Raw genomic sequence first — 14,149 nt, 5'->3', positions numbered from 1 at the left:
AGGCGTTGTGTGTGCGAGGAATCTGAGGACTCTGCTGACCGGATGGTTCAGCTTCCTGGACGGCGAGGCCACCGCGGGGGATGTGCTGGCCCTGCGGCGGGTCGAGGACGTGCTGCGTCACCAGGGGATCCCCTACGACGTGGCGTGGAGCCCCGGCTTCCGGCCGTCGGCGCTGCACCTGGACGACGTACGGCCCGCCTCCTATTCGCATCTGATCTTCATCTGCGGACCGCTGCACGGATCCGGGATCGAGGAACTGCACCGGCGCTTCGCGCATTGCGTTCGGATCGCGGTCGGCACCTCCGTTCTGGACGCCGACGACCCGGCCGTCACCGGATTCCACCGGGTCCTGCCGCGGGACGCGCCCGCCATGGGTCCGGTGCCGGACCTGTCCACCCACGCGCCGAGCGAGACCACCACGCCCGTCGTCGGGGTGATCCTCACGCACGGGCAGCACGAGTACGGGCAGAGGCGTCGGCACGATGAAGCCGCCGCGACGGTGACCCGGTGGCTGGCCGGCAAGGACTGCGCGCGCGTGGAGCTGGAGACCCGGCTCGACAGCCACGACTGGCGGCTGTGCGCCACGCCCGGACAGTTCGAGTCCGTGCTGTCCCGGATGGACCTGGTGGTCACCGACCGGCTGCACGGGCTGGTGCTCGCCCTGCGCGGCGGAGTGCCCGCCCTGGCCGTGGACCCCGTGGAGGGCGGCGCCAAGCTGACCGCCCAGGCCGAGGCCTGCGGCTGGCCCGCCCTGGTTCCGGTGGACCGCCTCACCGTCCGGCGGCTGGACCACTGGTGGCAGTGGTGCCTGACCTCCGGCCGGGTCGCGGCCCGGCAGGTGCGCCGTGAGTTCCTCGAGGACCCGGACGACGACAACGCCCCGGCACTCGTGGCAACCCTGATGGATATGACCGGCGAGGTCACTCGGCTTCCGGGGTGACCACACACCGCGGGGCGCCTGCTTTGGGTGGTCCGTGCGTGCGAGGTGGCCCCGTGCGTGGTGCGCCGGAGTCGGGATGTCTCGTGCACGCGGAGTCGGGGTGGCCCGGCGCGCGGAGACGAGGGTGCCGCGCCCAGGGCGTCGACCGCCTGGAGGCTCCAGCCCCCCGCCCGGGCGGTCCGGGCGTCACCCTGCCGGTGTCCCGGTCAGGCCGTCGGTTCGGCCACTCGCAGCCGGACGGCGGCACCCGACGACGTCTCCTCGGCGCCGTCCCGCGCGACCTTCGACCACCAGTCGAGGCCGTCCTCGATGGACCGCAGCAGCACTCCCTCCCTGACCGCCCAGGGGCAGATGGTCACCGTCCTGAAGTTCCCCAGCTTCATCACGGTGTGCCCGACCAGGGCACCGGCCAGGCTCTGGCGGGCCCGTGGCGCGGAGATACCCGGGAGGTCGGCCCGTTCCGCCGATCGGCGGGCGGCCAGGTCGTCGATGGCCCGCCGCAGATCGACCCGGCGCAACTCACGGTGCACGAACGGGCCGTGCCGCCCCGGCGGGGCCCCGCACAACCGTGCCAGCTGCTGAAACGTGCGGGAGGTCGCCACCGCCGTGCACGGGCTCTCCCAACGGGCGCGCGTGGCCACGTCCCGCAGCTGGTGGCGCACCTTGCGGCGCAGCGCCTTGATGTCGGCCGGGGTGGGCGGATCGTTCTCGGCGAAGAACTCACGGGTCAGCCGGTTCGCCCCGAGCGGCAGCGATGCGGCGAAGTCCGGCAGGCTGCCCCGGCCCAGCGCGACCTCGAGGGAACCGCCGCCGATGTCGAGCAACGCGAGCGGTCCGGACCGCCAGCCCATCCAGCGCCGAGCCGCGAGGAACGTCAGCTCCGCCTCCGTCTCACCGGGCAGCGTGCACAGGGCCACACCCGTCTCGCCGCGCACCGCCTCCAGGACCTCCCGGCGGTTGGGCGCGGCGCGCACCACCGCGGTCGCGAACGCCAGGGGCGGCCCGGAGCCCCACCGCTCAGCCGTCGCGGCTGCCTCGGCGACCGACCGGGCCAGTTGCTCCACGGCCGCGTCCGCCATCCGCCCGTCCGCGTCCGTCTGGTCGGACAGCCGCTGCTTCCACTTCGCGGTGTGCACCGGAAGCGGCACACCGCGCTCCGCGTCCGCGACCATCAGACGGATCGTGTTCGAACCCACATCAATCACGCTCACCCGCATGGCCGCGGAGTACCCCGTTCGGCCCGGGGGATGCCGGGCGGTCCGTCCGACCGCGCGGACTCACCCCTGCGAGCTTCCCAGGAGCTCACTCCGACGAGCCACGACGAGCCGGCCGGTCCGCCACGCGGCCGGCGGTACGAAACCGCACCCCTGTGGCACGCCCTCACCGCAGGCCGGAGCATGAAAACGACTCGCCGGGGCACTCGACCGGCCGCCGCGCGCAGGCGTGCATCCGGCGGGCATCCACCCATCGGCGGAAGGAAGGCGGAAGGAACCACGTGCTGACGACGCCGACGACCACGTTCTCCCCGCTCCCGACGGCCCGGCCTTTCTGGGGCCGGGCCGCGGTGACCGGAGGCGCCGGGTTCGTCGGCTCTCACCTGTGCGAACGTCTCCTGCACAGCGGGATCGACGTCGACTGCGTGGACGACCTGACGTGGGGATCGGTGGCCAACATCGCCCATCTGACCGGCCGGCCGGGCTTCCGGTTCGTGGCGTGCGACATCGCGCGGCCGGAGAGCCGGGAAGCCCTCACCGGCCCGTACGACGTGGTGCTGCACTTCGCGGGTCCCGCCTCGCCCGCCGACGGCCGGGGCCGTGCCCTGGAGACGCTCGACGCCTGCGGCGCGGGCACGCGCAACGCGCTGGCCGTCGCCGACCGCGACGGCGCCCGGTTCCTGCTGGGCTCCTGCTGTCAGGTCTACGGCGATCCGGCGGTGCACCCGCAGCGGGAGGACCACTGGGGCGACGTCGACCCCGTGGGACCGCACAGCGCCTACGACGAATCCAAGCGGTTCGCCGAGGCGCTCACCACCGCCCACGTGAGCGCCCGGGGCACCGACGCAGGAATCGTACGAGTGTTCAACACTTACGGCCCCCGGATGCCGGCGGACGGCCGCCAGGCCGTCCCCACCTTCATCAGGCAGGCACTGGCCGGAGAACCCGTCACCATCGAGGGCGACGGCCGCCAGACCCGCTCCCTGTGCTACGTGGACGACACGGTCGACGGCATCCTGCGGGTCGCCGCCAGCCGGTCCGTGCGGCCCGTCAACATCGGCGGCGAGGAGGAGACCACGGTCGAAGAGATCGCGCGCCGGGTGATCGCCCTCACCGGCTCGGACTCTCGTCCGACGTTCGTCGACCGCGATCCGGGCGATCCCGCGCGACGCCGACCCGACACGACCCTCGCCCGCGAACTCTTCGGCTGGGTGCCGAAAGTGACCTGGGAGGAAGGGCTCAAGCGGACCATCGCCGCCTTCGCGGACCCGGCCCCGGGGGGAGTGGCGTGCCGGGGAGGGCCACTTTGAAGGCGCTCGCCGTGCGGCTCGGCGGCTTCGGCGGCTTCCTGCTGACCGGACCGGGCGTCCATCCGGGTCCGAACGGGACCGCGGCCCACCACGTGCTGCGCGGCGTGCACAAGCTCCTCCGGGAGGGCGCGTGAAGGACAGCGTCACGCCGCGCGGGCGGCACGCCTCCCGGGTCACCGTCGCCGTGATCACCCGTGACCGGTGCGACAGCGTGCTGCGCACCCTGGACCGGCTGGCCGAGCTGCCCGAGCGGCCCCCTGTCATCGTCGTGGACAACGGCTCCACGGACGCGACCGTGGCCGCCGTACGCGACCACCCGCTGGGCGCGCGCGTCCTGACCGCCGGACGCAACACCGGCGCGCTGGGCCGCAACCTCGCGGTACGGCACGCCGGCACACCCTACGTCGCCTTCAGTGACGACGACTCCTGGTGGGCGCCGGGTGCCCTGGACACCGCCGCGGACGTCCTCGACGCCCACCCGCGGCTCGGCCTGCTGGCCGCCCGCACCCTGGTCGGCCCGGACGCCGCGGAGGATCCGCTGAACTCCGCCCTCGCGCACTCGCCGCTGCCACCCGACCCCGACCTGCCCGGCCGCCCGGTGCTCGGCTTCCTGGCCTGTGCGGCGGTGGTCCGCCGCCGGGCCTTCCTCGACGCCGGCGGCTACCACCGGGTGCTGTTCTTCGGCGGTGAGGAGACCCTGCTCGCCTACGACCTCGCGGCGCGCGGCTGGGGCGTCAGCTATGTGCCCTCGGTGACCGCCCATCACCACCCGGACCCCGGTGAGCGCCCCGGCCGCTCGGCGGTCCAGCGGCGCAACGCCCTGCTCACCGCATGGCTCCGCCGGCCCGCCACAGTGGCACTGGGCCACACCGCCCGCCTCGCCGCCGCGGCTGCCCGCGGCGAGCGCGAGGCCGCGGCGGCGCTGCGCGGCGCGATCGCCCGGCTCCCCGCGGCCCTCAGGGACCGAGAACCGCTGCCCGCACGGGTCGAGCACGCCGTACGCCTGCTGGAGCGGGTCACCCCATGAGCACCGACGACCGAGGACGAGCGGACATGCCCCAGGACCCCCCACACGTGCCCGCCACGACACCCCGCAACGACACCGCAACCCCGCACGGCGACGACCTCGAACCCGATCCCCGCACCACGGTCGTGGTGATCACCCGCGACCGCCGCCCGGAACTGCTGCGCACCCTGCGCACCCTGCGGGACCTTCCCGAGCGGCCCCCGGTCGTCGTCACCGACAACGCATCCAGCGACGGTACCGCGGACGCCGTCACCCGGGACTTCCCCGAGGTCCGGCTGCTGTGCCCCGGACGCAACCTGGGAGCGGTCGGCCGCAACCTGGCCGTGCGTCAGGTACGCACGCCCTATGTGGCGTTCTGCGACGACGACACCTGGTGGGAACCGGGATCCCTGCGGCGGGCCGCGGACCTCCTCGACGCCCATCCCCGGCTCGCGGCCGTGACCGCCCGCATCGTGGTCGAGCCGTCGGGGGAGGAGGACCCCGTCGTCGCCGAACTGCGCGACTCACCCCTCACCGGCCCCGACTGGCTGCCCGGCCCCGCCCTGGGGTCGTTCCTCGCCGCCGCCACCGTGATGCGTGTCAGCGCCTTCAGGGCCGTGGGCGGCTTCCACCCCGGACTGTGGCTGGGCGGTGAGGAGGAACTCCTCGCCACCGACCTGCTCCGCCGGGGCCACTGGCTCAGCTACGTCCCGGAACTGACCATCCATCACGCCGCGTCCCGGGTACGGGACAGCACCGAACGGCGCGTCCTCGGACTGCGCAACACCCTCTGGTTCACCTGGCTGCGCCGCCCCTGGCCGTCGGCGCTGCGCCGCACCTGGTACCTGATGCGCACCGTCCCCCGGGACCCGGCGTCCATGCGCGCGTTCGCGCGGGCGGTGGCGGGGCTTCCCTGGGTCCTGAAACAGCGCGATCCCGTGCCCGCCGACCTCGAGGCCCGGCTGGCGGCCCTGGAGGAGGCGAGGCGGACCTCCCCGGCCCGCCGCTACGTCGGCTGACCTTCGGCCGCACGCACCGCGGCCGGGGCACGGGGCCCCGGCCGCCGCACCCGGACATCGGGTCACTCGTTCTCGAACACCGCCTTGCTCACCTCGGCCGGGTTCTGGAACTTCTTCTTCCCGAGGTGATCTATACGCTCGGTGATCTCCTTGGGAGCACGATTGTCCCGGGCGACCTTCTTGAGCTGCTCGGTGTCGGCCGGGTACTCCGCGCCGGACAGTGCTTTCTGCAGATCTGTGGGGCTGACACCCGCCATGGCTCCTCCAGGCGGTGAGACGTTCGGTTGACACGGCGCCGCCAAAAGCGCCGGACCCCCGAGTACCCGTGGCCCGGCCCGGCCATGCGCAGGCCGGGCGCGCGATCCCCGGCCGTGCCGCCACGACCGGGGCAGGGGCGCTCAGGCGCCGCGCCCGCCGTCCCCTCCCGCGGGCGCCTCGCGGCGCTGGAAGAGCGAGTACAGCCACACCAGCGACGGGACGAGCAGCAGCGCACCGGCCGCCAGCGCCGCGAGACTCGCCTCGAGGACGGACGACTGCGAGGCGCTGTCACCGACGGTGACCGACGGGGGCAGCATCGCCGGGTACTGGGCGACTCCCCAGCTCCACAGGATCGCGGCGACGGCCGTGGCCGCCGTGACCCGCACCGACGTCAGCCTCGCCCGCACCAGCAGGGCCAGGCTGACCAGCCCGAGCACGGCCGAGACCACCACCAGGGGGAGCGCCCGGTGCGTCAGGCCGTGGAAGAGCTGCGGCGCGTCCGCGTGCAGGACGGCGATCCCGGCCAGCGCCACCACACCGGTCACCATCCCCGTGACCACGGCCCGGCGCCGGAAGTAGACCGCCAGGTCCTCCTCCCCGGTCCGCGCCGCGTCCCCGCTCAGATAGACGGCCGCCAGGAACGCGCAGGTCAGCACCGCCAGCACGCCGCCCAGCGCGGAGGTGGGATTGAGCCAGCTGGTGACCAGGTTCCCCTTCGCCAACCCGGGCGGAACGCGCCCCGAGGCCACGGCTCCGGCGACCGAGCCGAGGAAGTAGGGCGTCACCACCGACGACAGCGCGAAGAAGCCGCCGAACAGGCGCTGCTGCCACACCTCCGTGCTCACCTTGCGGAACGCGAACGCGGCACCCCGGGCGATGATCCCGAGCGCCGTGAGGGTCAGCGGGATGTAGAGGGTCGACATCACCGCCGCGAACACCGGTGAGAACCCCGTCCACAGCATGACGACGACGAAGATCAGCCACACGTGGTTCGTCTCCCAGACCGGGCCGATGCTGTGCTCGATGAGCCGTCGGGGCGCCCTGCCGCGCTCGCTGCCCCCGGCGAGCAGGTCCCACAGACCCGCCCCGAAGTCGGCTCCGCCGAAGAGGGCGTAGCAGGTCAGGCCGACCCACATGGCGGCCAGGGCGGTGTTGGCGAGCATCAGCATCCCCCCGTCACAGTGGTGCGGACACACGGCAAGGGCGAGCGGTCAGACAACGGGGTACTCCCGTACGTCGTGCTCCTGGGGAGCGAGCGGAACGGGCCGGTCGCGGGTCAGACGGCGCAGCACGTAGACCGTGGCCACGGTCATCAGGACGTAGACGACGACCACCAGCCACAGCCCGGCCATCAGCCCGGGGGCCACGTTCACGGCGTCGTGGACGCGCAGCAGCCCCCACACGATCCACGGCTGACGCCCCTCCTCGGTCACGGTCCAGCCGCACTCGAGGGCGACCACCGCTGCCGGCCCGGTCAGGACCCCGAGGGCGAGGAAGGCACGCAGCGGGCGGCTCTCGCCCGCCAGCCAGGGGCCGCCACGGCGCCTGCGGCGCAGCCCCAGCACGAGCAGCCACACGCTCACCGCGAGCAGGAACAGGCCGCAGGCCACCATCAGGTCGAAGGCCAGGTGGACCCCGGTGACCGGTGGGCGCTGGTCCGCCGGCACCTGTTCCAGGCCCTTGATCACCGTGTTCGGGCTGTAGCCGACCAGCAGCGACAGCCCGTCGGGGATCCTGAGCCCGTACCGCAGGCCGTTCGGGCTCGCGATGCCGGCGATGGTCAGCGGCACGTGGTCACCGGTGCGGTAGACACCCTCCATCGCGGCGAGCTTGACCGGCTGGTAGTGGGCGACGAAACGCGCCGCCCAGTCCCCGACGACCAACTGCACCGGGGTGACGATCGCGCCCAGGGCCAGGGGCACGGTGAAGCCGAGCCGGTGGTAGCGGTCCCGGCGGCCACGCAGCAGCGCCACCGCGTAGACACTGGAGGTCAGGAAGGCCGCGACCATCAGGGCCGCGAGGATCATGTGCGTGGTCTGCGGCGGGGTCGCCGGGTTGAACATCGCCGCCCAGGGGTCCACGTGCACCACCTTGCCGTCGCGCAACGTGAAACCGCGGGGCTGGTTCATCCAGGCGTTGGCGCACACCACGAAGAACGCCGACGCCACACCCGCGACCACGATCGGCACCCCCGTCAGCAGATGGGTCCGGGGCGGCAGCCGGTCCCACGCGTACAGGTAGATGCCCAGGAAGATCGCCTCGATGAAGAAGGCGATCCCCTCCATGGCGAAGGGCAACCCGATGACCTGGCCGTAGGTCCCCATCAGACCCGGCCACAGCAGGCCCATCTCGAAGCTGAGAATCGTGCCGGACACCGCGCCGACGGCGAAGAGCACTCCCATGGCGCGGGCCCAGCGGCGGGCGAGCAGACGGTACGAGGGGTCCCCGGTCCACACCCCCCGCCACTCCACGACCAGCGTCAGCAGCGGCAGGCCCACACCGAGGCAGGCCAGCACGATGTGCCAGGCGAGGGAGAAACCCATCTGGGCCCGGGCCGCGTCGAGATCCCCTTGGTTGACCACCGTGGCGGCCAGTGCCCGCGGCCCCGAGGCGACCGGTTGCATCGAACACTTCCTCTCTCAGACCGGGACCGTGCGCTCCCGCGGGCTCTCGCACCGCCCCCGGGCATGCCCGACGGGAACCGGGCGCCGCCGCCACAGGCCCCGCCCAGTCAGCTTCGCGGCACGGTCCGCCGTATGTGTCGTGCGACACGCAAAAGGGTCGAAAGGGTGGGTCGCGTGTTCACGGCGTGGTCTTCGGGTACTCGCCGTCGTTCAGGAAGCGAAAGGCGTACGTGAGGAATCGTCGCGATGACCGTTCCCGAGGAGAACCGGCAGAAGACCGAGACCACCGACGACGTGGTCATGGAGCCGGCGGAGGAGAAGGCCGGGGAGCCCGCCCCCACCGGTCCGTCCGGCCGCACCATGCGTGAGGCGATGGAGGAGGCGGGGATCCAGCGGGAGGACTACGAAGAGCGGTAGCAGGGAGGCCCCCATGGCACACACCGACGTGCCGGAGGTGCTCGGCGCGCTCGAGGACGTCGACTTTCCGGCCGACAAGGACCAGTTGCTGACGGCGGCGCGCGCGGCCGGCGCCTCGGACGAGGTGGTCAAGGCGCTGCGCGGTATCCCGCCCGAGGAGTACACCAGCCGGGAGGACGTGGCCCGGTCGGTCCGGGTGGACCCGGACTCCGACCTCGGACACACCGCCGCACAGCGGGCCGAGCAGGCGCGCCAGGGCGGCAAACCCGGGCTGTCGCAGCACCTGCGGGACGAGCCCAGGACGCCGATCCAGGAGGAACTGGAGGACTGAACCCCACGGCGGTCACGGATGCTGTGAGCAAGTGCACAGGAGCGCCAAGTCCCCGACGCGGTCGGGGACTTGGCGTGCGTGCGGCACCGGGTCCCGAGCCGGCGGCGGCGACTCGCCGGTCCTGTCTGCCACGATGGTCGACGTCGTCCTTCCGGGACCCGCGCCGCGGCTCCCGGCGGCACGGCACCCGCCAGATCCGGCGGAGCGACCGCGCAGCGCAGCCGGTGTACCGCTCCCGCCGATGTTCCGTGTGAGTCCCCCCGGGGGACCCCTCCCCGAAGATCACTGTGCCTTCTTCCCCTGTCGCTTCCGCGCCCTCCCCTGCCCCCGTGCCGGCTGCTCCCGCGCCCGACGCCGCCTCCGCGGCCTCGGCGGCCGAGTCGTCCTCGCCCTGGAGATCCCTGAAGTACCGCAGCATGCGCTGGTGGTCCCTGGCGAACTTCGTCTCCAACGCCGGCACCTGGATGCAGCTCACGGTGCAGAACCTGCTGGTCCTGAAGATCACGGGGTCGGCCGCCGCCACCGGTCTGTCGATCTCCGTCCAGGCCGCCCCCGCCCTGCTGGTGAGCCTGGCGGGCGGCGCCGCCGTCGACCGTCTGCCCCGGAAGCTGACCGCCACCGTCAGCCAGGCGCTCCTCGGGGCCGTCGCCTTCGTGACGGCCGTGCTGGTCGCACTGGGCCGGCTCGACGTGCCCGTGCTGATGGTGCTGGCCGCCGTCACCGGTCTGATCGCCACCGTCGACGGGCCCGCGTGCGCCCTGCTGGGCAACGACCTGGTCCGGCCGGAGGACGTCCCCTCCGCCATCGGCGTCGGCTCGCTGGTGCACAGCGCCGGCCGGCTCGCCGGGACGGCGCTCGCCGGTGTGGCCGTCGGGTTCTTCGGCACGGCCGCCGCCTATGCCGCGAACGGGGTCTCCTTCCTGTTCGTCGCCGCGGTCATCCCGTTCCTGCGCCCGGCACCCGGCGCCGTACGGGCTCCCGCGGGCGGCGGGCCCGCCATCCCCGCCCAGCGCGGCAGTCGGCGACCCGCCGGCTCGGACATGACCGTCCGACAGGGCCTGGCGTTCTTCGCGCGCCGTCCGCGGCTGGTGGCCCTCGCGGGCATCACCGGGATCAGCGCGGTCTTCGGACGCAACTACGGCCTCACCCTGGCCGTCCTGGTCACCGGCCCGCTCGCGGGCGGCGCCGGGGCGTTCGGCACGGTCTCCACCGTCCTCGCCGTCGGAGGCATCCTCGGCGCGGTCCTCGGCGCCCGGCTGCGCCGCCCCTCCGTGCGGCACGTCGGCGCGATGGCCGCGGCAGGCGGCCTGCTCCAGATCCTGGCGGGGCTCTCGCCCTCGCTCGCGGTCCTGCTGGTGCTCGTCCTGCCCATGGCCGTGGTGGAGTCCGTCTCCGACACCGCCGGCACGACCGTCCTGCAGACCGATCCGCCCGCCCATCTGCGCGGCCGGGTGCTCGGCGTGTGGCGGACCATCAGCACGGCCTGGGGCCTCGGCGGCCCGCCGGCGCTGGGCCTCCTGATGCAGACGGCCGGGGCCCGCGGCGCCCTGATCGGCGGCGGGCTGATCATCGCGGGCACGATCGGAGCGGGCTTCGCCCTGCGCCGTCGTGGCACCGCTCCGGCGGTGGTGCTCCGCACGGAGCACTGCGGTGTGCCGGACCTGAGCACCGCGGCCTGAGCCGTCCGGGCGGCGGCCGCAAGGCCCCAGGGCCGCCGTCCGTTGCCGGGGCGCTCCCGCGCCACCACCGACAGGGCGTCACGCGGCCCCGGCCGCCACCGAGCGGTGGGGGCCGGGATCGCAATGTCGGCGGCCTTCGCCGGGGCTGCCGCCGCCCTTCGTCAGCCGTGGACCCTCAGACCCGTCGTCGGTGCTCCGGACCCCTCACCCCGCATCCCACGGCCGGTCCCGGGCTCCAGCAGTGCGTGCACCGCCTCGGTGACCTCCGCCACGGTGATCCTCAGCAGCCGCTCGTCCGGCACCCTCCCGTGTGCGTCGCCCGGCCTCGCCGCGTCGTCGTCCCCCGGGTGCCACAGCACCCGGTGCCGTGCGTCGGCCGGTGGCCCCCACAGTCGAGGAGCGACCGGGCCGAACAGGACCACCGAGGGGGTGCCCACTGCCGTGGCCAGATGCGCGAGTCCGGTGTCGCCGACCACCACGCAGCTGGCCCCGGCCACCAGCGCGGCCAACCGGTCGAACGGCACGTCGCCGTCGCCTCCCACGACCGCGACCGGCGGCAGGCCCGCCCGAGCCGCCACGTTCCGCGCCAGCGTGCCCTCCCCGGTGCCCGCGGTCACCACGACGTCGTACCCCGAGCGGCGCATCTCCCGCGCAACGGCCGCGAACCGCTCCGGCGGCCAGCACCGCGCGGCGGCGTCGGCCCCCGGGTGCACCACGACGGCGCCGGGTGCGGGGGAGGGGGTCGCCGGTCCCGGGATCGACAGGTCCTCCGGGTCCGCGCGGACGCCGTACCAGGCGAGCAGGCGGCACCACCTTTCCCGCTCGTGCTCGTCCTCCCGCCACACCGGACCCGGGATGTCGGGGGTGTCCGGGTGCGCGTAGGCGAACAGCCGCCGCGGCCCGAGCCGCCGCAGCAGCAGATGGCTGGGCGGGCCGTTGCCGTGCAGATCGACCGCCAGATCCGGCGCGGGCCCGGTCCAGGCGAGCTCGGCGGGCACCGCCCGGCCGGGAGCGGAGGCGGGCAGCAGCCGGTCGACCAGGCCGGTCGCCGCTGCGGCCTGCACCAGCCGCCCGGGCGCGGCCAGCACGATCTCGTGGCGGGGCAGATGCCGCCGCAGCGCCCGCAGTGCCGGCACCGCCGTCAGCAGATCGCCGAGTCCGAGCGCCCGCAGCACCAGCACCCGCGGCGGGTGCGCCTCGGCCGTCCTCACGACGGCGGCACCGGGGGCACGGCGGCCCGCGCCGCCCGGCGGGCCAGCAGCGTCGTGGAGCGGCCGTCGAGATAGGGCAGTACGACCGCCTGCCCGCCCCATGCCCGCAGCGCCTCCGCCTCCGGCAGGTCCTGGACGGAGTAGTCGCCGCCCTTGACCCACACATCCGGCCGCAACCGCTTCAGCAGCGTCTCCGGGGTGTCCTCCTCGAAGACCGCGACGGCGTCCACACTGCCGAGGGCCTCCAGGACCCGCACCCGGTCGGCCACCGTGTTCAGCGGGCGCCCCGGTCCCTTCAGCCGGGCGACCGAAGGGTCGGAGTTGAGGCAGACGATCAGGCAGTCACCGATGCGCCGCGCGCTCTCCAGCAGACCCACGTGCCCCGCGTGCAGCAGGTCGAAGCAGCCACCGGTGGCCACCACGGTGCCGCCCCGCGCGCGGACGTGCTCGGCGACCGCGAAGGCGTCGGTGCGGGGAGTGGCCGCCACGCGAGGCGGCGAGGTGCGCCACAGCGCCGGATTCCCGGCCCCGCCCGCCGACACGAACGCGGCGGCCTCCGCCACGCCCCGCTGCAGGGCCTCCTCCGGCAGCGCGCCGTCGGCCAGCGCCGCCGCCGTCGTGGCCGCGAAACAGTCGCCCGCGCCGCAGGGATCCCCACTGGCCCGGTACGGCGGCGGCACCAGCATCGGCGTGCCGTTGCCCGGCCTGGCCAGCAGCGCCCCGCGGTCCCCGAGGGTCACGGCGACACCGGCCGCCTGCCAGCGCTCCGCGAGCTGCGCGGCCCGGTCGGCGTACGCGCGCAGCGAGTTGCCGTCGCCGGGACACAGGGCGGACGCCTCCGCCGCGTTCGGGGTGACGAGCCGCGCCCCCGGCACCGGGGTCTCGCCCCGGGGGTGGGGGTCCCACACCAGCGGCGTACGCGGCACGACGGTGGCCAGATGCTCCCGCACGGCACCGGCCGTGTGCCGTCCGTAGTCGGCGACCAGCACGGCGTGCGCCTGCGCCAGCGCCTCCCGCACCGCGGCGTCCGGCTCGCCGGGCGTGCCGCCGCCCCGGTCGATCCGCACCAGCGGGCGCCCGCCGGCCAGCACCCGCGTCTTCACCGGCAGACTGCCCCTCAGCGGGATCTCCACCAGGTGCACCCGGCCGCGCAGAGCACGGCGTACCGCCTCGCTGGCCGAGTCGTCGCCAAGCGCGGTCACCAGTACCACCTCACGCCCGCCGCGGGCCGCCAGCGCGGCGGCGAGCCCCGCACCGCCGGGATGACGCCGGTCCTCGGTGACGTCGACGACCGGGGCGGGGGCGTCCGGCGACAGCCGGGTGGCGACACCTTCGATGTCCTCGTCGAGCAGCACGTCTCCGACGACCACGAGCGGACCCCGCGCCGTCACGACGCCCTGCCGTGCGCCGCGACCGTACGCGGCGCTGCGGTCTGCCGGGTGGCGGCACCGAGCGCCGCGTCGAAGCTCTCGCAGAGCAGGTGCACGGCCACCAGATGGGCCTCCTGGACGGTCGCGGTGCTGCCGACGTCGATGCACAGCGCCTCGTCGGCCGCCTCGGCCAGCGGGTTCGGGCCGGGGCCGGTGAGCGCCCACACGCGCAGCCCCGCCGCCCGGCCCGTCACGGCCGCGCTGATCAGGTTGGCGCTGCGGCCGGAGGTGGACAGCAGCACGAGGACGTCACCCGGGCGGCCGTGTGCGGCCACCTGCCGGGCGTAGACCTGGTCGAAGCCGTAGTCGTTGCCGATCGCGGTCACGCTGGAGGTCTCCGCGTGCAGCGAGATCGCCGAGTAGGCCGGCCGTTCCTGCCGGTAACGTCCCACCAGCTCGGCGGTCAGGTGCTGGGCCTGGGCGGCGCTGCCGCCGTTGCCCGCGGCCAGCAGTCGGCCGCCGGCGGGAAGGACGATCGCGAGCCGGCCGCCCCACTCCGCGATCCGGTGCAGACCGTCCCGGCGTAGGCGGACCAGCGCCTGCTCCAGTGAACGGCAGTGCAGGTGCGCGGCATCGAGTGTAAATGCAGAAGAATCGGTCATGTTGATCGGGCGTACCGCGTCACGGGGACGGCGGCCGGACCCGCACCTCCTTCGGACGTCGGAGCTCCGCGGTGGGTCGGGAACGCTGTCGGGGGCCGGGCGGACGGT

Annotated in this window: 15 protein-coding genes; 8 read left to right on the top strand and 7 right to left on the bottom strand. The window is 74.5% G+C overall.

The window, feature by feature from the left end:
* The first annotated feature begins 7 nt into the window (after nt 1-7).
* The gene (locus ACFYZJ_RS18725; protein WP_388569130.1) at nt 8-940 is read left to right on the top strand and encodes a polysaccharide pyruvyl transferase family protein; all 933 of its coding nucleotides are present in this window, start codon (nt 8-10) and stop codon (nt 938-940) included.
* 206 nt (nt 941-1,146) lie between these two features.
* Here the strand turns inward: ACFYZJ_RS18725 and ACFYZJ_RS18720 are convergent, their stop codons facing one another.
* Nucleotides 1,147-2,157, bottom strand: coding sequence for a Ppx/GppA family phosphatase (locus tag ACFYZJ_RS18720; RefSeq protein WP_388569128.1), 1,011 nt, complete (start codon nt 2,155-2,157; stop codon nt 1,147-1,149).
* A 278-nt stretch (nt 2,158-2,435) separates the two neighbouring features.
* Between ACFYZJ_RS18720 and ACFYZJ_RS18715 the strand changes: the two genes are divergently transcribed.
* From ACFYZJ_RS18715 to ACFYZJ_RS18700, 4 genes are read left to right on the top strand one after another with little or no spacing between them, the layout of a single operon-like run.
* Nucleotides 2,436-3,464, top strand: coding sequence for an NAD-dependent epimerase/dehydratase family protein (locus ACFYZJ_RS18715; RefSeq protein WP_388569126.1), 1,029 nt, complete (start codon nt 2,436-2,438; stop codon nt 3,462-3,464).
* Nucleotides 3,461-3,598, top strand: a complete 138-nt coding sequence (locus tag ACFYZJ_RS18710; RefSeq protein ID WP_388569123.1) for a hypothetical protein — start codon at nt 3,461-3,463, stop codon at nt 3,596-3,598. Before ACFYZJ_RS18715 ends, ACFYZJ_RS18710 begins: the two co-directional genes overlap by 4 nt.
* Entirely contained in the window at nt 3,595-4,491 is an 897-nt protein-coding gene (locus ACFYZJ_RS18705; protein ID WP_388569121.1) for a glycosyltransferase family 2 protein, read from the top strand. Before ACFYZJ_RS18710 ends, ACFYZJ_RS18705 begins: the two co-directional genes overlap by 4 nt.
* Before the next feature lie 26 nt (nt 4,492-4,517).
* A complete protein-coding gene (locus ACFYZJ_RS18700) occupies nt 4,518-5,489 on the top strand; it encodes a glycosyltransferase family 2 protein (protein ID WP_388569118.1) in 972 nt (323 codons plus the stop codon).
* Nucleotides 5,490-5,551: 62 nt separating this feature from the next.
* On the opposite strand, the gene ACFYZJ_RS18695 is transcribed toward ACFYZJ_RS18700, so the two are convergent.
* From ACFYZJ_RS18695 to ACFYZJ_RS18685, 3 genes are all read right to left on the bottom strand, one after another.
* Entirely contained in the window at nt 5,552-5,746 is a 195-nt protein-coding gene (locus ACFYZJ_RS18695) for a DUF2795 domain-containing protein (protein ID WP_200422965.1), read from the bottom strand.
* Nucleotides 5,747-5,887: 141 nt separating this feature from the next.
* Nucleotides 5,888-6,910: a cytochrome d ubiquinol oxidase subunit II gene (locus ACFYZJ_RS18690; protein ID WP_388569116.1), complete on the bottom strand. Its 1,023-nt coding sequence runs from the start codon at nt 6,908-6,910 to the stop codon at nt 5,888-5,890.
* Between the two features lie 48 nt (nt 6,911-6,958).
* Nucleotides 6,959-8,371, bottom strand: a complete 1,413-nt coding sequence (locus ACFYZJ_RS18685) for a cytochrome ubiquinol oxidase subunit I (RefSeq protein ID WP_388569113.1) — start codon at nt 8,369-8,371, stop codon at nt 6,959-6,961.
* A gap of 246 nt (nt 8,372-8,617) precedes the next feature.
* Here ACFYZJ_RS18685 and ACFYZJ_RS18680 point away from each other — a divergent pair, with 246 nt between their 5' ends.
* The 3 genes from ACFYZJ_RS18680 to ACFYZJ_RS18670 all read left to right on the top strand — a co-directional run bounded on the left by ACFYZJ_RS18680 (nt 8,618) and on the right by ACFYZJ_RS18670 (nt 10,798).
* Nucleotides 8,618-8,788, top strand: coding sequence for a hypothetical protein (locus tag ACFYZJ_RS18680; protein ID WP_388569110.1), 171 nt, complete (start codon nt 8,618-8,620; stop codon nt 8,786-8,788).
* A gap of 13 nt (nt 8,789-8,801) precedes the next feature.
* Complete coding sequence (locus ACFYZJ_RS18675) at nt 8,802-9,119, top strand: DUF2795 domain-containing protein (RefSeq protein WP_388569107.1); 318 nt, start codon at nt 8,802-8,804, stop codon at nt 9,117-9,119.
* A 416-nt stretch (nt 9,120-9,535) separates the two neighbouring features.
* Entirely contained in the window at nt 9,536-10,798 is a 1,263-nt protein-coding gene (locus ACFYZJ_RS18670; protein WP_388569468.1) for an MFS transporter, read from the top strand.
* A 161-nt stretch (nt 10,799-10,959) separates the two neighbouring features.
* On the opposite strand, the gene ACFYZJ_RS18665 is transcribed toward ACFYZJ_RS18670, so the two are convergent.
* From ACFYZJ_RS18665 to ACFYZJ_RS18655, 3 genes are read right to left on the bottom strand one after another with little or no spacing between them, the layout of a single operon-like run.
* Nucleotides 10,960-12,009, bottom strand: a complete 1,050-nt coding sequence (locus ACFYZJ_RS18665) for a glycosyltransferase family 9 protein (RefSeq protein WP_388569105.1) — start codon at nt 12,007-12,009, stop codon at nt 10,960-10,962.
* Nucleotides 12,006-13,400: a D-glycero-beta-D-manno-heptose 1-phosphate adenylyltransferase gene (gene rfaE2 / locus ACFYZJ_RS18660; RefSeq protein WP_388569102.1), complete on the bottom strand. Its 1,395-nt coding sequence runs from the start codon at nt 13,398-13,400 to the stop codon at nt 12,006-12,008. The genes ACFYZJ_RS18665 and rfaE2 overlap by 4 nt, the downstream gene beginning before the upstream one ends.
* Nucleotides 13,397-14,041 (bottom strand): SIS domain-containing protein, encoded by a 645-nt coding sequence (locus ACFYZJ_RS18655; protein WP_388569099.1) that lies wholly within the window; start codon nt 14,039-14,041, stop codon nt 13,397-13,399. The genes rfaE2 and ACFYZJ_RS18655 overlap by 4 nt, the downstream gene beginning before the upstream one ends.
* Between the last annotated feature and the right edge of the window lie 108 nt (nt 14,042-14,149).

The organism is Streptomyces sp. NPDC001848, from assembly GCF_042891915.1.
Classification (GTDB): domain Bacteria; phylum Actinomycetota; class Actinomycetes; order Streptomycetales; family Streptomycetaceae; genus Streptomyces.
This window is presented reverse-complemented; position numbering and strand designations above follow the sequence as displayed.

Coding starts and splice junctions, on each gene's coding strand:
- ACFYZJ_RS18720 (WP_388569128.1), bottom strand. CDS start 2,157: ATGCGGGTGAGCGTGATTGATGTGGGTTCGAACACGATCCGTCTGATG.
- ACFYZJ_RS18700 (WP_388569118.1), top strand. CDS start 4,518: ATGCCCCAGGACCCCCCACACGTGCCCGCCACGACACCCCGCAACGAC.
- ACFYZJ_RS18695 (WP_200422965.1), bottom strand. CDS start 5,746: ATGGCGGGTGTCAGCCCCACAGATCTGCAGAAAGCACTGTCCGGCGCG.
- ACFYZJ_RS18690 (WP_388569116.1), bottom strand. CDS start 6,910: ATGCTCGCCAACACCGCCCTGGCCGCCATGTGGGTCGGCCTGACCTGC.
- ACFYZJ_RS18685 (WP_388569113.1), bottom strand. CDS start 8,371: ATGCAACCGGTCGCCTCGGGGCCGCGGGCACTGGCCGCCACGGTGGTC.
- ACFYZJ_RS18680 (WP_388569110.1), top strand. CDS start 8,618: ATGACCGTTCCCGAGGAGAACCGGCAGAAGACCGAGACCACCGACGAC.
- ACFYZJ_RS18675 (WP_388569107.1), top strand. CDS start 8,802: ATGGCACACACCGACGTGCCGGAGGTGCTCGGCGCGCTCGAGGACGTC.
- ACFYZJ_RS18670 (WP_388569468.1), top strand. CDS start 9,536: ATGCGCTGGTGGTCCCTGGCGAACTTCGTCTCCAACGCCGGCACCTGG.
- ACFYZJ_RS18655 (WP_388569099.1), bottom strand. CDS start 14,041: ATGACCGATTCTTCTGCATTTACACTCGATGCCGCGCACCTGCACTGC.